Origin of the sequence: Halomonas sp. JB37, assembly GCF_002332255.1 — a bacterium.
Lineage (GTDB): Bacteria > Pseudomonadota > Gammaproteobacteria > Pseudomonadales > Halomonadaceae > Vreelandella > Vreelandella casei.
The window spans coordinates 3,679,453-3,697,916 of record NZ_NRGW01000001.1; the positions used below are offsets into that span (position 1 = coordinate 3,679,453).

General features: G+C 54.0%; 15 protein-coding genes. 4 read left to right on the forward strand and 11 right to left on the reverse strand.

Annotation, left to right across the window (positions count from 1 at the left end; genetic code table 11):
- Positions 1 to 12 precede the first annotated feature (12 nt).
- The 5 genes from CIK78_RS17095 to CIK78_RS17115 all read right to left on the reverse strand — a co-directional run bounded on the left by CIK78_RS17095 (position 13) and on the right by CIK78_RS17115 (position 7,750).
- The gene (locus tag CIK78_RS17095; RefSeq protein ID WP_096282103.1) at positions 13 to 1,743 is read right to left on the reverse strand and encodes an iron ABC transporter permease; all 1,731 of its coding nucleotides are present in this window, start codon (positions 1,741 to 1,743) and stop codon (positions 13 to 15) included.
- Between the two features lie 69 nt (positions 1,744 to 1,812).
- A complete protein-coding gene (locus CIK78_RS17100) occupies positions 1,813 to 3,135 on the reverse strand; it encodes an extracellular solute-binding protein (protein WP_096282104.1) in 1,323 nt (440 codons plus the stop codon).
- Positions 3,136 to 3,297: 162 nt separating this feature from the next.
- A complete protein-coding gene (locus CIK78_RS17105) occupies positions 3,298 to 4,572 on the reverse strand; it encodes a sigma-54 dependent transcriptional regulator (RefSeq protein ID WP_096282105.1) in 1,275 nt (424 codons plus the stop codon).
- Positions 4,560 to 6,518, reverse strand: a complete 1,959-nt coding sequence (locus CIK78_RS17110; RefSeq protein WP_217990298.1) for an ATP-binding protein — start codon at positions 6,516 to 6,518, stop codon at positions 4,560 to 4,562. The genes CIK78_RS17105 and CIK78_RS17110 overlap by 13 nt, the downstream gene beginning before the upstream one ends.
- A 38-nt stretch (positions 6,519 to 6,556) precedes the next feature.
- Positions 6,557 to 7,750: an ABC transporter substrate-binding protein gene (locus CIK78_RS17115; protein WP_096282106.1), complete on the reverse strand. Its 1,194-nt coding sequence runs from the start codon at positions 7,748 to 7,750 to the stop codon at positions 6,557 to 6,559.
- Positions 7,751 to 8,200: 450 nt separating this feature from the next.
- On the opposite strand from CIK78_RS17115, the gene zigA reads away from it, so the two are divergent.
- The gene (gene zigA, locus CIK78_RS17120) at positions 8,201 to 9,427 is read left to right on the forward strand and encodes a zinc metallochaperone GTPase ZigA (protein WP_096282107.1); all 1,227 of its coding nucleotides are present in this window, start codon (positions 8,201 to 8,203) and stop codon (positions 9,425 to 9,427) included.
- Between the two features lie 70 nt (positions 9,428 to 9,497).
- Here zigA and CIK78_RS17125 read toward each other — a convergent pair whose 3' ends face one another.
- The 6 genes from CIK78_RS17125 to CIK78_RS17150 all read right to left on the reverse strand — a co-directional run bounded on the left by CIK78_RS17125 (position 9,498) and on the right by CIK78_RS17150 (position 15,657).
- Positions 9,498 to 10,811 carry a TRAP transporter large permease gene (locus CIK78_RS17125; protein WP_096282108.1) on the reverse strand — a complete coding sequence of 438 codons (1,314 nt, stop codon included), beginning with the start codon at positions 10,809 to 10,811 and terminating at the stop codon, positions 9,498 to 9,500.
- Positions 10,811 to 11,317 (reverse strand): TRAP transporter small permease, encoded by a 507-nt coding sequence (locus CIK78_RS17130; RefSeq protein WP_096282109.1) that lies wholly within the window; start codon positions 11,315 to 11,317, stop codon positions 10,811 to 10,813. Before CIK78_RS17130 ends, CIK78_RS17125 begins: the two co-directional genes overlap by 1 nt.
- 65 nt (positions 11,318 to 11,382) lie before the next feature.
- Positions 11,383 to 12,381, reverse strand: coding sequence for a TRAP transporter substrate-binding protein DctP (gene dctP, locus CIK78_RS17135; RefSeq protein ID WP_096282110.1), 999 nt, complete (start codon positions 12,379 to 12,381; stop codon positions 11,383 to 11,385).
- 247 nt (positions 12,382 to 12,628) lie between these two features.
- Positions 12,629 to 13,267, reverse strand: coding sequence for a 3-isopropylmalate dehydratase small subunit (leuD, locus tag CIK78_RS17140; RefSeq protein WP_096282111.1), 639 nt, complete (start codon positions 13,265 to 13,267; stop codon positions 12,629 to 12,631).
- The gene (gene leuC, locus CIK78_RS17145; RefSeq protein ID WP_096282112.1) at positions 13,267 to 14,706 is read right to left on the reverse strand and encodes a 3-isopropylmalate dehydratase large subunit; all 1,440 of its coding nucleotides are present in this window, start codon (positions 14,704 to 14,706) and stop codon (positions 13,267 to 13,269) included. Before leuC ends, leuD begins: the two co-directional genes overlap by 1 nt.
- A 144-nt stretch (positions 14,707 to 14,850) precedes the next feature.
- Positions 14,851 to 15,657 carry a GntR family transcriptional regulator gene (locus CIK78_RS17150; protein WP_096282113.1) on the reverse strand — a complete coding sequence of 269 codons (807 nt, stop codon included), beginning with the start codon at positions 15,655 to 15,657 and terminating at the stop codon, positions 14,851 to 14,853.
- Positions 15,658 to 15,883: 226 nt separating this feature from the next.
- Here CIK78_RS17150 and CIK78_RS17155 point away from each other — a divergent pair, with 226 nt between their 5' ends.
- From CIK78_RS17155 to CIK78_RS17165, 3 genes are read left to right on the forward strand one after another with little or no spacing between them, the layout of a single operon-like run.
- Positions 15,884 to 16,801 (forward strand): oxaloacetate decarboxylase, encoded by a 918-nt coding sequence (locus CIK78_RS17155; protein WP_096282114.1) that lies wholly within the window; start codon positions 15,884 to 15,886, stop codon positions 16,799 to 16,801.
- A 26-nt stretch (positions 16,802 to 16,827) separates the two neighbouring features.
- Positions 16,828 to 17,496, forward strand: a complete 669-nt coding sequence (locus CIK78_RS17160; RefSeq protein WP_096282115.1) for an isochorismatase family protein — start codon at positions 16,828 to 16,830, stop codon at positions 17,494 to 17,496.
- Positions 17,497 to 17,508: 12 nt separating this feature from the next.
- Positions 17,509 to 18,462, forward strand: a complete 954-nt coding sequence (locus CIK78_RS17165; protein WP_096282116.1) for a polysaccharide deacetylase family protein — start codon at positions 17,509 to 17,511, stop codon at positions 18,460 to 18,462.
- Positions 18,463 to 18,464: the final 2 nt, after the last annotated feature.

Consider the following 18,464-nt stretch of genomic DNA (forward strand, 5'->3'; position numbering starts at 1 on the left):
ACTCTCCGAATCTTAATGCTGGTCGTTGGACATGGTCTGACGGACACGCTCACGCTCAATGATGCGTTGCGACAGGTAGGTACCCAGCGCTACGATCACGACCGCCAGAATACCAAGCGCGGCACCTGCTCCACGTCCAGCGGGCGACTGCATGTATAAGTAGATTCCATAGGCAAGTGGTGCATCCGAAGCGCGCCCAACTAGCATGATCGTCGCAGAGAGTTCTACTGCGGCGGTGGCAAAGCTAGTGACAAATCCGGCCAGGATGCCTCCAGTCATCAGCGGCACGACAATGCGCCGGATTGTGCTGGTACGCGAGGCGCCAAGACTGGCAGCCGCCTCCTCTAGCGATAGGGAGACTTGCTGCAACGCCGCCATGCAAGCACGTAGCGCATAGGGAAGGCGTCGTACTGCAAGCGCGATGATGATAATGCCCCAGAAACTCGAGAGTTGGCCAAGCCCAAACGGTAATTGGACACCGTGGAACATACGCAGGTAACCAATACCCAGCACCACCCCCGGTACCGCCAATGCAGCGGTGGCCATGTAGTCCAGCCATTTGCGGCCCGGCAATCCTGTACGGATCACAATATAGGCGATCGCAGTACCCAGCAGCACGTCGATCAGGGCTGCTGACCCAGCATAGATTAGCGTGTTCCATACATATTGTGAGGACTGGGTAAAGATCGTGACGAAGTGCTCCATTGTGAAGCCATCAGGCAGCGGAGAGAACGACCAAATCGTACCAAAGGCTAGTAGCAGCAGCCCTAAGTGGGGGGATAGCACCAATGCCAGAATCAACAGAATCACGCCCCAGGCCAGCCATTTCTCACGTGGTTTAAGGTCGCGGCGCGATAGACCTCCGCCGCCTTTTTGAACGGTGGCATAGTCCTTTCCGCGCATGAACAAAAACGATGCCCATAGAGAGAAGATCGAGAAAACCACCAAAATGAACGAGATCACGTAACCCATCGGGTCGTTAATCCCTACTCCGGTGATACGCAGATAAGCCTGCGGCGCCAACATATTGTTGACGTTAAGCAGTAATGGCGTTCCCAGGTCGTCGAATACTTTGATGAATACCAGCGCTGCACCGGCCAAATATCCGGGCATTGCCAGCGGGAACACAATGCGCCGAAACATTCGCATTCCGTGCGAACCCAGGTTCTGCGCTGCTTCTTCCATCGAGCGGTCAATATTTCGAAGGCTCGCCGACAGGTTGATCAAGATGAAAGGGAAATAGTGTATAGATTGAACGAGTATGACCCCGTTGAGCCCCTCCATAAACGGTATGCGGAAGCCGAAATACTGGTTCAAAAGCAGGTTGACAGAACCATTGCGGCCAAATAACAGCGACATGGCAACCGCTCCTACGAACGGTGGCATGATCAAGGGAATAATGCCCAATGCCTGAATCGCCGCAGTGCCAGCAAAGTTGAACCGCGTGGTGATATAGGCCAGTGGTAGCGCAATCAATGTTGCAAACACGACTGACATGACCGAAACGTAAAGCGAGTTAACGAAACTTTCGCGAAAAAGGCTGGTATTAAAGAAATCTTGAAAGTTCTGTAATGTAAAGCCCCCAGTGCGTGAGTCCAAAAAGGCCACATAGAGCACTTGCGCAACTGGCAAAATCAGAAAGGCCATAAGGAAAATGGCGATCAGAATTCCTGAGATGGCAGCACCTGACAGACGGGGAAACAGGGTGAACCCGCGTGAAGCGGTCTGATATGAATCAGGCATTATAACCTCGGAGTGTCGTCAATTACCGCGCTGACGAGGCAGCGCGGAACTCTACTTGTTTCAGAGCACTCAGTTCAGCGCGATTGCTTGATCGGCGAGCTCTTTTGCCTGGCGATAGTTCTGGACAGCAAAACTGTCCCAGGACTGCTCTATCTCGGACTGACGCCCTACAACTTCAGTGTCAGCATCGGCACTTGAGGAAGTAAAAACGTTCGTTAAGGAAGGGTTGAGTGCCTCTTCCTCGGTCACTGGCATCGCTTCGATCAATGCACGTGCTTCAGCGATAAGAGCCAGGGCTTCCTCGTTACCACTTTCTGCATGCGCTGCCTCGGCTTGCTGGACGGCAGCTACTGCGGCTCGCAAGTCATTGAGGCGGTAGGTTATTAGCACATCAAAGAGAGAGTTCACCAGGTTATAACGCTCTCCGGATACATCGACATCAAACTCGATTGCATTAGGAGCAAACTCTTCCGAGAACGGATTGGGGAAATCCTCAGGCGCGTTAGCATAAGCATCTGGATTGACCGGCAAGCGCATGATGGCGGGACTCAGTAGGACTTCCTGCCCCTCAAGTGAGAGTAGAAACTCTACAAACTGCTTGGCCCCCTCCTGATTGGGAGCATTCTCGATGATACCGATATTAGCAGGAACGATGGCTGTCACACTTGGATAGGCTAATTCGACGGGGAAGCCAGATGCCTTGGACGCCAAGCCGAAGAAGTCGATGACGATTCCGAAACCAGTGGCCCCTGAATTAACTGCATCAGGCACCCCAAAGCTACGCTCGGTAACCGTATTCATATTACCCGCGATCCATTTCCATGTTGCCCAACCCTCTTGCCAACCTTCGCCCTGAAGCACGGTTTCGACCGTCAGGTGAGTAGTGCCAGAACGCGAGGGGGCAGACATCGCTACGTGCCCATTGTATTCGGCACGCTTGAGATCTTCCCATTCTTCAGCCACAGGTAAGTCGTTGGCCTGAATATAACGAGTGTTGTACATGATCCCGTATCCCGAGGCTGCAAAACCATAGTAGGTGCCATCGGGGTCATGAATCGGATAGCCACCGATTTCATCAGGGATACCTTCATACTGTACATCTACGGCAGCCAGTAGCCCTTCCTCTTTGAGTACTTCGAAGGCATCAGGCGCCGACGCCCACATAAGGTCGATACTATTGGCACTGCGGGTTTCTTGTAGATACGAAACGGCGGCATTCGTATTACGGCTGACTACTTCTAACGTCGTGTCGGGGTAGGCGGATTCAAAGGCAGCCTTGAAGGGATCAGTCAAATCGCGCGGGAATGAAGTCACTACAGTCACCGTATCGGCAAAGGCAGCGGAGGAAGTCATTATTAGTGCAAGTGCACTAATCGTCATGGTTTTGTTCATTTTATACTCCCATGGTCGTCAGACGAGCACCGGTAAAAGCTCGGCGTGCTTTAACACACAGGAACTATGCAAGATAGAAAAAAACCTTTCAACCTATTGTTTTATTTAATTTTTAGGGTCAAAACCGACACACCAAATGGGTCATAAATGTCCCATTTTTCATTACAGCAAATCGTGGTGGCGCAGGCGCAAATAAAGACGTTTTCGGGGAATATCCAAAAGAGCAGCGGCTTCGGCTTTTCGGCCTCCAGACTGAAGCAGAGTAGAACGCAGTAGACGGGCCTCAAACTCTTCCATCGCCGCGTCGTACCCCTGGCCCTTTCCCTTACCGGCATAGCTAGTCATACACAAGCTAGTATCCAGACCGATGACTAGCCGCTCAGCCAGATTGCGGGCCTCTCGAACATTGCCTGGCCAGTCGTAGTAGGCAATGCGGCGACTTAGGGCACTATCTATATGCATCTTCGGCAAGTTATGGCGGGCCGCAGCCTCTACAACAAAATGGTTGACCAGCAACAACGCATCATCTTCGCGCTCGCGTAGTGACGGTAAAAAAAGCGTTCCTGCGTTAAAGCGATGCAATAGGTCAGCACGTAGTCTGCCTTCGGCCACTAGCTGCTCGGTTGGGTGTTTAACACTACCCAAAATACGCAGATCGACCGACCGGGGTGCTGCTCCCAGCGGCGTAATTTCGCGCGTATCAACCACGCGCAGCAAACGCACCTGCAAGTTATCAGGCATTGACTCAAGCTCGTCCAGGTAAAGCACGCCGCCTTGCGCTCGCGCGATGAGCCCAGGTGAATCGCTGGTACCGAATAGTTCGCGATCTACATCAGCCTCGCTCAACGCACCGCAGTTTATGGCTACAAAGGGAGAAGCGCCCCGCGCCGATAGATGATGTAGTACCCGTGCAACCAGCTCTTTGCCGGTACCGGTCTCTCCGGCAATCAGCAGGTCGACATCAAGGCACGCTAGGCGTCGCAGTTTTTCTCGTAACTGCCGTATGATGGCAGAACCTCCGATTAATCGATCCTCAATGCCCGTTTGACGCAGTCGTTCGTTCTCCAGATACAAATCACGCATGGCCTGAGCCCGCTTTAGCACGTCCAGCATCAACTCTGGAGAGCAAGGCTTTTCCAAAAAATCATGCGCGCCATTGCGCATGGCGCGCATAGCGGCGGGCACATCGCCATGGGCCGTGATCAAAATGAAGGGGACTTCCGGCGCGAGTTCCCGCACGCAATCGAGAAAATCCAGCCCGGATAAGCCAGGCATGCGCATATCAGACAGGATCACACCTGGAAAATCTGCCGTCAGCTCGTTCAACGCCTCTTGGGCAGCCATATATCCATGAACCTGGAACCCTGCTCGTTCCAACGTTTCGGTGGTCGCCTGGCGAAGGTCCTCGTCATCCTCGACCAGCATCACTTCGGGCATTTCATCACCTCTTTTTCTTTATCCTGCCAACGGTTCAGGCGTAGTTTTACCTCGGCTCCACCCTGCGAGTTCTGCTCAATTTGCAAGTGTCCGCCCATGTCCTGCATAACATTGAATGCAATGGAAAGACCCAAACCTAGCCCTTTACCTGGTTCTTTGGTGGTTACGAAAGGATCGGTCAACGCTAGTCCACTTTGCCCCCCTAGGCCTACACCGTTGTCACAAATCACCAGAAGAACGGGGTTGTGCTGAGTCAGCTCGATACGGATAAGGCCTGGTTCGGCCACGTTTTCCCGCGATTCAATTGCATCTAGTGCGTTGCCCAAAATATTGAGCAGCACTTGCTCTAATAAAATATCGTCACCAGAAACATCTATTCCTGCCAGATCATCACACTCTACATGCACACTCTCGCTACGCAGGCGATGATCCAGCAGCTCCAATGCGGCCTGGATGGGGTCAGCCAGTATGACGCGGACATTCCGATGAGCCGAGCGACGTGCGATACGACGCAGATGGCCGATAGTGCGGGTAATACGTTCCAGCAGCGCTTCAATACGTGCAATAGCGGGATGCGTCTCGGGGTGGGCCATACCTAAGTTGTGCAGGCGATGCCCAATAGCGGCAAGTGGCTGATTGATTTCATGGCTGATCGCAGCCGACATCTGACCAAGCGCTGCCATTTTACCCGCTTGTACCAGTTCACGCTGAGTCAATTCTAAACGCTCAATTGCCTGCTGACGCTCATGAACTGAAGCGCGAAATACTTTGACCGCACGTGCCATATTGGCGATTTCATCTCCCCTTGCCACATTGCTAGCTTTATCGTGCAAGGGATAATCGCCTTGCGCGATAAGCGTTAAATCAGTGGAGAGCCTTTCAATCCTTAGCAAAATACGCTTGTGAACAAAGATGGCCAAAATAATGGCCGTCGCCACAGCTCCCAACAGCGTTACCATTCCCAGCCATAACGAGCCTTGCATGATCGTCGTCGCGGCGGTGTCAGCGCGCCGCTGGGCACCGATTCGCTCAGCACGCCCTAAATCGGTCAAGCGTGCTTGCATGTCGGCCAGAGCGGCCTGAGCACTATGCAACTCATTTACAGCAGCGTGGTGAAGCGCTAGACGCTGGCGTACCTGCGCGAAAATACTATTGGGCTCCAAAGCAAGCCCCTTCAGCTGTTCTAGCGCTTGTAGCAGTAACGCCACATCAATTCGTTGTGGCAAGTTCAGCTCCGCTAGCTCTAGCCGGTCTAATGTGTCACGCCCTAGTGTGGCCGCCTGCTCTATTGCCTCTAGACGGTCACTTGAACGTGCTTGTAATAGCAGAGCCGTTAGGGTTGCGGCCTCGGAGCCAATTTGCTGTACCCGATCGCGCAGCAGCCAATCTTGAGATAATGCCTGCTTAGCGCCCTCGCGAGCCATCAACCCACCGTTATCCACTAACGTCGCTAACTGCGTGTCCATGTTGAAGGACAGATCACTTAGGATTCCTTGCACCTGGCCCTGCACATCAGCGTGGGCCCAACGCAAGCCCGCACCTGTCCGGGTGTCTTCTTGCCGGAGCATTTCAAGTTCAGCACTAAGACGGCCAAATTCAGCGAGCGCACGACGTAGATTACCTTCAGCGGTCTCGATGGAGGTGCGGACGGCATAGCGCCCAGATGCTGCCAACCAAATTGGCGATCCCAGTACCGCCTCTACCGCTGCAGAAGCATTGTCTATGGACCGCTTCATACTCTCATCATGCATCTCTGGGGCGGCGACCACTTGCATCGTTAGTGCGGCCAACTCGCCAGTGGCCTCAGCCAGCTCACCCGCCAACGCCACAGCGGGAATGCGCTCCTCCGCCAGCACACGAAAGTCATGCTCGGCGCGCAGCATCACCATCATGCCTACTGCCAGCACTCCCGTCGCGACAATAACAACCAATATGAGTACTGCCACCAATTGTCCACGGATTGAGCCCCTATACCGCCAGCCCATCATTGACGCTCCAGTTCACGGATAAGCGCTTCCACATCACGTAATATCCCATAAGATCTCTCGGCCCATTCCAACAGCGTCTCGCGATCCTGAGGGGCAGAGCGCGCCTGATGCTCGGTTATCGGCATCCATGTCAGCAGTTGACGAACTCGGTCAATCTCGAACGCCGGAACATTATTTACCGCGCGCAGCCGTCGCCAGAGCTCTCGGCGTAGCAGTAAATCACGTGCAACAAAGGCCTCAAACAGCTGATTAATCTGCCAGTAGCGGCGCGCAGCCAGCTCAGGATCATAGCGCGACCAACTAAAGTTCAGGGCCGCGCGAATGGATGGGTCCAACGATTCCGATAGCTCGGCTCGGACTTCAGAATTCACAGGAATGCGGCGGATATCGGGATTCAGCAAAATACGCTGTCCTTCGGGAGATAGAATAAACTCCATGAAGGCGTGCGCTGCAACGGGCTGCGCGCCCCCTTGAAGAGCAGCAATACGCGCGGGGATAACGATAACGGGGCGACCATAGCGAAACACCAATCCGCGTTGACTGCGCGTCAACGCCAGGAAGTCGATAGTCAAACCGATAGAAAAGTCACCGTTCTCGATACCTTCTAATACGCCATAGCTACGTGCTGAAATAGTATTTAGCTGGCCTGCTAGCTCAAGAATCCAGGCCCATCCTGCTTGCCAACCACGATCCTGTAAAATCGTCTCTAGCAATGAGTGCGTTGTGCCGGAGCGTAATGGGTGTGATATGGCAATATCTTGCACAAGAACTGGATCTAACAGATCGTTCCACTCTTGAGGTACATATCCATCATATGGGGTACGCCATGTCCACCCTACGGCTGAGTATGCAAAATCCACGAACGCCCCATGCCCTATATCATTAAGCCGCTCGCCTTCATCTAACACTACGAAGGCCTCAGGTGCTGAGGCCCAAATAAGATCAAAGTGGCGCTCATTTCCGGCTAGTACTTCATCAACGGCTGCGTGAGTGTTCTTATTCAAGAGACGAATAGAGAGGTCAGGGTGGCGAAGAACAAATGCTTGGACGATAGGATCGACCATATCAGATTGATAAGAAGTGATAATCCTTAACTCATTTGCCGATGCTGGCGTCATTACTAATGCCGTAGTTACCCACATGACGACCAGTATGTGCTTCAAGTATTTATTCTGCATTCCCCAGTGCATACCCGCCCCCTTACAACAGCCGCTATCTATTTAATTGTTATAAGGCATCATATTGACCCCTCCTGACTTTTTAATAAACAGCTATGGAACTTTGTTTGGGCTTAACCACATCGCCTCATTAAACAGATGCTTACTTTTTTAATCGCTCTCTATATTGGATTGCCGATCGCCAGGAATGGCAATACAACAACGTATGAACGCAATACATTGAGTAATGAAGGCAATGGACTACAAGCGTTAGGAAATACTTACACCAAACGTTAACTGCCTCTAAATCCAGGCAGAGTAATGCACTGCCCCAATGGCTAGAGCCTACCTCACGGTGTTAATTGCGGCAGTAGTACAGTTTCAATATCACCATCTTTAGAAATGAGAATGTGACGTCGATGACATCATGAATTTATTGTTATATTATCACATAACATAAACCCGTTTAGAGGTGATCTAGCAATGACTGCGTTCTCCCCCTTACCCGTCACCGTGCTCTCCGGCTTTCTGGGCGCTGGTAAAACCACTGTGCTCAATCATATTCTTGCCAACCGTGAAGGCCGCCGCGTGGCGGTGATCGTCAACGATATGAGCGAGGTGAATATCGATGCGGCCTTAGTGCGCGGCGGCCCTGGTGAATCGACGCTAGATGGTGAGGTCGTGCTTAACCGGTCAGAAGAGCGCTTGATAGAAATGAGCAACGGCTGCATTTGCTGCACTCTTCGCGAAGATCTTCTTGAAGAAGTCAGCCAGCTGGCAAGGGAAGGCAGATTTGATTACTTGGTCATCGAGTCCACCGGTGTTTCCGAACCGCTGCCCGTGGCGGAAACCTTTACCTTTGAAGATGAAAGCGGCCAGAGCCTTTCCCACGTTGCGCGGCTGGATACGCTGGTCACCGTAGTCGATGGCGCTAATTTCCTTGAGCAGTATCGCGAAGCGCAAAGCCTCGCTGACGCTGGCGAAAGTCTGGGCGAAGACGACGAGCGCAACGTCGCGGACTTACTCGTCGATCAAATCGAGTTCTGCGATGTGCTGCTGATCAGCAAGACCGACCTGATTAGCGATCGAGAGCTGGAAGCCTTAAAGGCCATACTACGTTCGTTAAACCCTGATGCCGAGCTGGTGCCCATCACGCAAGGCGGCGTACCGCTCGATAAAGTGCTCAACACCGGAAAATTCAACTTTGAGCGCGCTCAGCGGGCCCCCGGCTGGCTAAAAGAAATGCGCGGCGAGCACGTGCCTGAAACCGAAGAATACGGGATTGGCAGCTTTGCCTATTACGCCCGCCGCCCTTTCCATCCTCAGAAATTCCACGACCTGCTCAACCAAGAGTGGTTCGGCAAAGGGCTATTACGCTCGAAAGGCTTTTTCTGGCTCGCCACCCGCCCTCAGGCCGCAGGTCAGTGGAGCCAGGCAGGCGGCATCGCTCACCACGGCCCCGCCGGCATGTTTTGGAAAGCCATACCGGAAGCCAACTGGCCGGAAGATCCTGAGACGCGGCACTTCATTATGGAAAAATGGCAGGAGCCGTTTGGCGATATGCGCCAGGAGCTGGTGTTTATCGGCCAGAACCTGGATCAAACCCAAATGCGTGAAGCGCTGGATGCCTGCCTGCTAAGCGAGGCAGAACTGCTGGAAGGTATGGCGGCATGGAAGCAACTGCCCGATCCTTTTCCCGCCTGGGAGTAAGCCACTGCGGCGAGGTACGCATAAAAAAAGAGAGGCAGACGCCTCTCTTTTTTCATTAACCGTAACGCCGTTACTGCAGCATGCTGGGCAACCAGGTCGCCAGGCTGGGGAATACAATCAGCAGGGCCACTAGCAGCATCGAACACAGAATGTAAGGAATAGCGGCCGAGTAAATCTCACTCATGGTTGTGCCGGGAGGCGCCACCCCTTTCATAACAAACAGCAGCAGTCCTAAAGGCGGCGTTGAGAAGCTGATTTCCAGTGCCAGCAGGACAATGATCCCGAACCACACCAGATCAAATCCTAACGCCTGTGCTAATGGGAAGAAGATCGGCACCGTTAGCATCATGATGGAAATCTGCTCCATAAACGTGCCCAGCACCAGCAGCACCGCAAACATTGCCAGCAGCATCAAGATCGGCGACAGGTCAAAACCGGTTGCCCAGCCGATCAAACCGCCGGAAGCGCCGGAAAAGCCCAGCAGCTGGCTAAAGGTAGCCGAGCCAAACACGATTAAATAAGCCATCAGCGTGACCTTCAACGCGCCGGTCACCGAAAGCTTAAACGCTTCCCAGGTCATGCAACGGAAGATAAACGCCAAAATAATCACACCCAACGCGCCAAAGGCGGCGGCCTCTGAGGGCGTAGCAAAACCGATCAACATCAGCGCCACAATAATGACCATAACGCTAAGCATGGGCAAAATATCGGTAATGATCAGGCGGAGCTTAGCTTTAAGCGAAACTGGTTCCAGCTCATAGGCCGGTGCAGCTTCAGGGTCCAGCTTGGTTTGGATAAAGATGGTGGCGATATAAAACCCCGCCAGCGTCAGTCCCGGCAAAATACCGGCAATCAGCAGCGCGCCAATATCCACTTTCGCTAGCGTCGCCAGCAGCACCGCCAGCGCAGAGGGCGGAATAATAATCGCCAGGCCGCCGGTGCCAAGGATGGGGCCAATCGCCATTTTCTTCTTATAGCCGCGACGCTCCATTTCAGGCACCAGCAGCGACCCCATCAGCGCAGTGGAGCCCATCGAAGAGCCGCTCAGCGTGGAAAATGCCGTTCCACCCACCACCGTCACATAAGACAAACGCCCGGGCAGCTTACCCATTAGCTGGTCAACGGCATTGAACATCTTCATACCCAGCCCGGTGCGAAAAAATAGCTCCCCCATCAACAGGAACAGCGGAATAGGCACCAGATTAAAGCTGGAAAGCGCGCCAAAACCGTTGTTGAGCATCTGCAAAATGCCGGTTTGGCCGCCCATAAAGTGCCACGCACCAATCACGTTGGCGGCCAAAAACGCTAGGGCGATAGGGGTGCCAATCGCCATAAAGATAAGAATCAGCGAGAGCAGAAACGCGAGCGCAAAGTACCATTCCATTATTCTTTAATCCCCGCTTCGCCGCTGTGAAGAATTTCATGGCCCACTACAAAGCGGCCAAACTCGATCGCCATTAAGGTAAAGCTGATCGGAAACACAATGGTCAGCATCCATTTCGGCACAAAGAAGGCACGCACGTCATAGTCGGTGCGTTCTATATTGAGCAGTAATAAATCCAGCCCTTTCCACGCCAATACGCCGCACACCACGACACATAGCAGCGACACGCCTCGGCTAAGAATATTAAGCACGGGCAGCGGCAGCACAGAGGTCAGCAGTTCAATATGTACGTGCCCTTTTTGGCGCACCAGCCAGGGCGCACCCAGCAGGGTGAGATAAAACATGGCGTATTCGGTGGAAAGGAAAAACCACGCCGAGGGCTGCAGGCCCAAATTTCGAATAACCACCGAGAGCACCACTGCCACCATCAGCCAGACCAGCATGATAGCGGCCAGCAAAGCCATGCCATTAAGTAGCAGCAAGTAGCCGCGTTGTGCGTAGCGCATAAGAGACCCTGAAAAAGAATCACACCAAAGGGGCGCTTGATCGCTCAACGCCCCCCTTTACGTTTCTATAAGTCGTTAAACTTCTCGATCAGCTCGTCATAGTGCTCAAGACCAGAAGGATGACGCTCCATCTGACGACGCATACGCTCCCACGTCGAGTCACGGGCAGCCTCTGAAAAGCGCTGTGCGGCCTCACCTTCTAGCGTCACGACCTGCATGCCGTCTGCTTCAAGCTGAGCCTGCTGTTCTTGGGCTAAGTCGGCCAGCTTCTCGGCGCTTTCGCGCTCATGCTCAATGGCAACTTCCTGAAGGATTTGCTGTGACTCTTCGCTGAGCTGGTTCCACTTATCCAGATTAACGATCACGCCCATATCGGTAGAAAAGAAGGCAGGATCAACGCGGTAGTTAAGAAAGCGATCCCAGTTGAGATCTTTCAGGCCAATTTGGGTCCAGCCGGTAGCGTTCACCACGCTGCGCTCAAGGGCGGCGTATACGTCGGTGGTCGGCAAGCTGATCGGCTGTGCACCCAGATAATCTTGGAAGAAGGCGTCATATACCGGGTTGCTGCGCAGGCGCAGGCCCGAAACGCTCAGATTACCTGCTTCATCAATGCTAGGCTCTTCAATCGTATAGAAGTTGTAGCTGACGCCGCTGTCGAACCAGCCTAGGTAGTAGGTGCCCATCTTTTCCTGATGGATTTCATTGAGCAGGTCGATACCGCCATTTTCACGCGCATAGATAGCGTTGGTATTTGACGCCACCATGGCATCGCGCTCAGGCACGGTACCGGCATAAAAGCTTGCCGCGGTATAGGCCATATCCACTACGCCGTTGCGCACGGCATCGGGCTGCTCGGAAAGGCCGATTACCTCAGGGCCGCCGCGCACGTTGATTTTCACAACGCCTTCACCGCGCTCATTCACCTTATCGACAAACTCGAGGAAACTTTGGGTATAAATCAGCGAAGGAGGAAACGCGTGTACCGCATTAATCTGATCTACTGCCAGCGCTTGCCCTGACGCTAAGGCCGTGAGCAAGCCTAGGGTTATGGTTACTTTTTTCATCGTTCTCTCCTGCACAAGATAGTCTGCTTTTATAGCGGTTGTTATGTCTGATCTACTGTTCATAAACGCTGTCGGATGTTCATAAACCTATGTTCATAAACCTATGTTCATAAAACTATGTTTATAAAACCGTGTTTATAAAACCGTGCTCATGAACCGTTGGTGCAAGCGTGCGTGCTGTTTTTATAGATATGGCCGATTTAACGATGGCTAAGATGCCGGCTTGAGCCGCTATCTTTTACTAACCCTATCCTTTACTAATCAGTGATGCGCTCGGCGGCGTCGCGATTACCCACGGAAACTGCTTAACGTAATCGCTCGAAAATTGCGTAATGGCTTCTGCATGCTGGCGGGTCATATCAATATCATCCCACCCATTGAGCAACTTGATCCGCCACACGGGGCTAATTGAAAAACTAACCTCTACCTCGGCAACGCGGATGATCTGTTTCTCCAGGTCGACGTTGATGGCGGCTGTTGTATCGCCCAACGCTGATAACAGGCGCTCGGCGTCATCTTCTTCCACAACGGCGGGCAGCAAGCCATTATTAACGGCGTTGGATGAAAAGATATCGCCAAAGCTCGGCGCTATTACGCAGCGGAATCCGTAATCCACCAGGGCATACACTGCGGCCTCCCGGGACGAGCCCGCACCGAAGTTACGGCGGCTCACCATCACCTGGGCATCACCGGCGTGAGGGCGATGTAAAATAAATTCAGGGTCGGGGTTATCGCGTTCATCGTGACGAATGTCATAAAGCAAAAACTGCCCATAGCCGACGCTGCGCGGCTCTTTCATAAAGCGCGCAGGAATCAGTTGATCGGTATCCACGTTAGCGGCAGCCAGGGCAACACCAAGGGTGTCTAATACGGTAATCGGTTGCATTAATACGCTCCTGAAGCCTGAACGTTTGAACCAGTGCCAGCAGGCAGCGCACGTATATCGGCTAGCCGCCCACTGACGGCCGCCGCCGCCACCATCGCAGGCGACATCAAGTGCGTGCGCGCGCCAGGCCCCTGGCGACCTTTAAAGTTACGGTTGGTCGTCGAGGCACAGCGCTCACCGCTGGCCACCAAATCACCGTTCATACCCACGCACATGGAACAGCCCGAATGGCGCCACTCAAGCCCTGCATCGATAAAAATTCGGTCTAACCCTTCAGCTTCAGCCTGGATTTTGACTAGCGTTGAGCCCGGCGACACCATGCCCGGCACGAGGCTTTTATGGCCGGCGAGAACCGCCGCCGCTGCGCGCAGGTCTTCAATACGCGCATTGGTGCATGAGCCAATAAAGATTCGGTCAATCGTGATATCAGTCAGCTTTTGCCCTGGCGTTAACCCCATGTAGGCTAAGCTTTCGCGAGCTTGGCGTGCTTTTGCCGGGTCGCTAAGCTGCTCAGGATCCGGCACCGAGTGATCAATTGGCAGCGCCTCTTCGGGCGAAACGCCCCAGGTGACGGTCGGTGCGATGTCATCGGCGTGTAGCGTTACTTCAAGATCAAAGTGAGCATCTGAGTCGCTATAAAGCGTTGACCAATAAGCGCAGGCCTGGTCGAAAGTGTCGCCTTGTGGGCTCCACGGACGATCGCGCAGATAGTCGAATGTCGTTTGGTCCGGAGCAATCATGCCGCAGCGGCCACCGCCCTCAATGGAAAGGTTGCACAGCGTCAGACGCGCTTCCATTGAAAGCGAGCGGATCGCTTCGCCCGCGTACTCAATGGCATAGCCGCGGGCGCCGTCAGCGCCCAGGCGCGCAATCCAGGTCAGCGCGATATCTTTGGCGGTGATGCCCTCTGCTAATTGACCTTCAACGGTAATCCGCATCACCTTGGGCTTACTTTGCCACAGGGTTTGCGTCGCCAGTACATGGGCCACTTCCGAGGCACCAATGCCAAACGCGATGCTGCCAAAGGCGCCATGGGTGGCGGTGTGGCTGTCACCGCAGACCATCACCATGCCCGGCTGGGTAAGCCCTTGCTCGGGGCCCAGCACGTGCACAATCCCCTGGCGCGGGTCGTCCAGGCCGAACAGCGTCACCCCATGCTGCTGAGTATTGTGAGACAGCTGCTCAATCATTGAGCGCACTTTGGGATCGGCAACCCCGGCCAGATCGCGAGCCAGCGTTGGCACATAGTGATCCGCAATACCAAAGGTTAAATCGGGCCGCGCAACGGGTAGCTGGCGCTCAGCGAGCTTATTGAAGGCGTGAAAGGAGCCCTCATGAACAAAGTGGCGGTCGATCCACAGCAGGCTTTGACCGCTTTCACTGCAGTGCACCTCGTGGGCGCGCCAAACTTTGTCAAACAGCGTTGTTGGGGTACTCATTATCGTCGCTCGTTGCCTCGGCCTTCGTTGGACTTATCTTAACCACCCCAATACAACTAGCGCAATTCAATAACACTGGTCAAATGTATTTTTTACAATTTTAAATCTGTATTAATTTTAATACATTAAAATTAAACCGCTTCTTTACTCATCTTTTCCGCCCGTTGGCATCCCACCCACCTTTGGCTCCCAGTAGCGAGAGTTATCGTCACCGTTACGCTCTAGATCAATCTGGAAGCGATAGCGATCTGGACGATACAGCGCATCCAAGTGCTCCACACCCTGCCCCTGCTCATCGTAAACCACGCGGGTGAGCGCGATCAGCGGCGAGCCCACGGCTACGTCCAGCGCCTCTGCGACTTCGTGGCTGGCCAGCGTCGCGGAAATAGACTGGGAAGCGTGATCAACCTTCACACCGCTGCGCTCTAACAGCACAAACAGCGGCGTATGGGCTAAGTCCATTTCGTTGTAGTGCAGGGCAATAGCTTCTGGCACATGGGTCACCAGGTGCGAAAACGGCTTGCCGTCAACCATGCGTACACGTACCGAGCGCTGTACTTTGCCGCTCTGCGCCATACCCAGGCGTTCACGCACCGCCTCAGGCGGCAGCACATAGGCAAACTCCAGCAGCCGCACTTGGGAGGCCTGGCTCATCTTGACCATGTTGGGCATCAGGTTAGACACGCTGGCGGTCATCACCGTGGCATCCAGCGGCTGCTCCAACACCACCGTACCCACCCCTGCCTTACGCTCGACTAATCCCATCGCCTGCAGCGCCTCCATCGCTCGCCGCACGGTTACCCGCGAAACGCCATGCTGCTCGGCCAGCTTGTTTTCACCCGGCAACTTACTGCCCGCTGACAGCCGACCGCTCAAAATTGTGTCTTTCAACAGCAAGTAAATTCGGTGTGATTTAGTGCCGCCCACCGCAGAGGGTTGTGTCTCACTCATCCACGCCTCTCCTCAGTATATTGTTCAAAAAAATCATATTAGGCTTGACGCAGGGATAATAATAGACATAAAAGTGTATTACATATAATACATATCAAAAGATGATCAGTAACACCTTTTCGGTCGTTTGAACGCTATTATTACAGAATCTGCGACCGTAAGTATCGCTAGCCATGTGATCTTAAATAGGCCGAGCTGACGCTTATCCAACAACCACGAGACCGCTATGACACGCCAACCCAGCTCTTCAAGTCAGGCTCCACAACAAGCTTCACGCCAACCAGCTAAGCTTAAACAGCAGCTGCAAGATACCCCGATTGTGGTCGCCCCTGGCGTGTTTGATGCGCTCGGCGCGTCTCTCGCCGAGCAGGCAGGCTTCGAGAGCGTTTATCTCTCTGGCGCCAGCCTGGCCTATACCCAGCTGGGACGCCCGGATATTGGCCTGCTCAGCATTACCGAAATTTGCGCGGCGATGTCGCATATCCGCGAACGGACCAATCTTTCGGTAGTGGTCGATTGTGATACCGGCTTTGGCAACGCTATGAATGTGATGCGCAGCGTGCGCTTGTTGGAGCGCTCGGGCGCCAATGCCATTCAGCTTGAGGATCAAACGTACCCGAAACGCTGTGGCCACTTGCGCGGTAAAACGCTGGTCTCCAAAAGCGAAATGGTCGGCAAATTGCATGCAGCGCTAGATGCCCGTGAAAGCGATAAAACGCTGATCATCGGGCGTACCGATGCGCTGGGCGTAGAGGGTACCGACAGCGCCATTGAGCGCGCTCAGGCCTATTATGAAGCGGGCGTCGATATGCTATTTATCGAAGGCATCCGCAGCGATGAAGACATCAGCAAGATCATGGCGCGGTTCAAAGGCAAAGTGCCGATTATGGCCAATATGGTGGAAGGCGGGGATACGCCGCTGCAGAACGCCCAGGCACTCGAAGCACTCGGCTTTTCGCTGGTGATTTTCCCTGGCGCATTAGTCCGGGCAATTACACACATGGCTAGCCGCTTCTTCGCCACGCTTAAGCAGGATGGCACTACCGACGCCTTTCGCGACCAAATGCTGGATTTCAAACAGCTTAACGATTATTTAGGCACCGAGGCGATGCTCGAACTTGGCCAGCAATACGATAATCGCTAAACGCTAATAATTAACAGGAAACGACGATGCAGACCACCGACAAAACGGCGAAAGAAATTTTTAACGACGTCATGGCCAACCCACAGCGAGTACCGTTTGGCTTTGGTAACAAAGCGGTACTGGTGAACGTCGATCCGCAAAAAGCCTACACACGCACGGACCTGTTCAAAACCGCTTACGAAACCGACCCCAAGCAGCTGGAATACACTAACCAGCTTGCCAACGGCTTCCGGGCAAGGGGTTGGCCGGTGGTCTGGACCCACGTCGCGTTTTTGGATTCTGCTGACGATGCGGGCGTGTGGGGCACACGTACCGACACGCCGGATTCGCTGCAGAATATCAAATACGATTCTGAGCGCGCCGAGTTTGACGAGCGCTGCGAGATCGACCGCAGCCGCGACGTGATCTACACCAAACGCATGCCGTCGGCCTTTTTCGAAACGCCGCTGCAGTCACTGCTAGTGTGGCATCAAGTTGATACCGTGATTATCACCGGCGGATCCACCTCTGGCTGTATTCGTGCCACAGCGGTGGAAAGCTTATCGCGGGGCTATCGCACCATCGTGCCAATGGAGTGCGTATCCGATAAACACGAAAGCTACCACTACGCCAACCTGACCGACCTGCACCTTAAATATGCCGACGTACTGCCCGTCGCTGAGGTATTAGCGTGGCTGGAAGGTAATGAGCAATAAGAGGAGCCGGTTATGAAAGAGTCATTAGGCGTTTACGATTACTGGGCCTACGACCAGCGACCCAAAATCGAGTGGCCGGGAGGCGCCAAGGTGGCCTTCTGGGTAGCCCCTAATATTGAATATTACGAGCTTGATCCGCCACTGAATCCGCAGCGTAATCCTTGGCCGCACCCGCATCCATCGGTGCCTGGCTACAGCATTCGCGATTACGGCAACCGGGTGGGCCATCAGCGCCAAATGGCGCTGCTTGAGAAATACGGCATTCGCGGCTCGGTGTCACTTTCCGTGGCGCTATGTGAGCACCATCCTGAAATTATCCAGATGTGCAAAGAGCGTGACTGGGAGTTCTTCAGCCACGGCATTTACAACACCCGCTACACCTACGGCCTCAGCGAAGACCAAGAGCGGGCAATGATCCGCGACAGTATGGAAACGATTCATCGCCATACCGGCCAGGCCTGCGCAGGGTATCTGGCACCGGCACTCTCCCACTCGGAACGCACCCTGGACCTGTTTGCCGAAGTGGGCGAAGAGCTCTTCGGCGACAAAGGTGGGATTTACACCTGCGACTTGTTTCACGACGACCAGCCGACGCCGGTCAGCGTTCGCTCCGGCAAGCGGTTTATCTCCATGCCCTACTCGCTGGAGATGAACGACACCATCGTCTATGCGGTGAATAAAGTAGAGCCGCGCCAGTATGCCACCATGCTCAAGCGCCACTTTGATCGCTTGTACGCCGAGGGCGCGGAGTCCGGCACGGTGATGTGCATTCCCACCCACAACTACCAAGTGAGCTGCCCGCACCGAATCAAGGCGTTTGAAGAGGCGCTTGAATACATCACCGGCCACCCGGATGTGTGGGTTGCCACCGGGCGCGAGATTGCCGATTACTATCTAGCCAATTATTACGACGCCGCCCTCGACAGCATGAAGGCCCAGGCCGCCACCGCACGCAAACAGGGGTAACG

What these genes read in the sequence shown, in the direction of transcription:
- CIK78_RS17095 (WP_096282103.1), bottom strand. Translation starts at nt 1,743, where the DNA reads ATGCCTGATTCATATCAGACCGCTTCACGCGGGTTCACCCTGTTTCCC.
- CIK78_RS17100 (WP_096282104.1), bottom strand. Translation starts at nt 3,135, where the DNA reads ATGAACAAAACCATGACGATTAGTGCACTTGCACTAATAATGACTTCC.
- CIK78_RS17105 (WP_096282105.1), bottom strand. Translation starts at nt 4,572, where the DNA reads ATGCCCGAAGTGATGCTGGTCGAGGATGACGAGGACCTTCGCCAGGCG.
- CIK78_RS17115 (WP_096282106.1), bottom strand. Translation starts at nt 7,750, where the DNA reads ATGCACTGGGGAATGCAGAATAAATACTTGAAGCACATACTGGTCGTC.
- zigA (WP_096282107.1), top strand. Translation starts at nt 8,201, where the DNA reads ATGACTGCGTTCTCCCCCTTACCCGTCACCGTGCTCTCCGGCTTTCTG.
- CIK78_RS17125 (WP_096282108.1), bottom strand. Translation starts at nt 10,811, where the DNA reads ATGGAATGGTACTTTGCGCTCGCGTTTCTGCTCTCGCTGATTCTTATC.
- CIK78_RS17130 (WP_096282109.1), bottom strand. Translation starts at nt 11,317, where the DNA reads ATGCGCTACGCACAACGCGGCTACTTGCTGCTACTTAATGGCATGGCT.
- dctP (WP_096282110.1), bottom strand. Translation starts at nt 12,381, where the DNA reads ATGAAAAAAGTAACCATAACCCTAGGCTTGCTCACGGCCTTAGCGTCA.
- leuD (WP_096282111.1), bottom strand. Translation starts at nt 13,267, where the DNA reads ATGCAACCGATTACCGTATTAGACACCCTTGGTGTTGCCCTGGCTGCC.
- leuC (WP_096282112.1), bottom strand. Translation starts at nt 14,706, where the DNA reads ATGAGTACCCCAACAACGCTGTTTGACAAAGTTTGGCGCGCCCACGAG.
- CIK78_RS17150 (WP_096282113.1), bottom strand. Translation starts at nt 15,657, where the DNA reads ATGAGTGAGACACAACCCTCTGCGGTGGGCGGCACTAAATCACACCGA.
- CIK78_RS17155 (WP_096282114.1), top strand. Translation starts at nt 15,884, where the DNA reads ATGACACGCCAACCCAGCTCTTCAAGTCAGGCTCCACAACAAGCTTCA.
- CIK78_RS17160 (WP_096282115.1), top strand. Translation starts at nt 16,828, where the DNA reads ATGCAGACCACCGACAAAACGGCGAAAGAAATTTTTAACGACGTCATG.
- CIK78_RS17165 (WP_096282116.1), top strand. Translation starts at nt 17,509, where the DNA reads ATGAAAGAGTCATTAGGCGTTTACGATTACTGGGCCTACGACCAGCGA.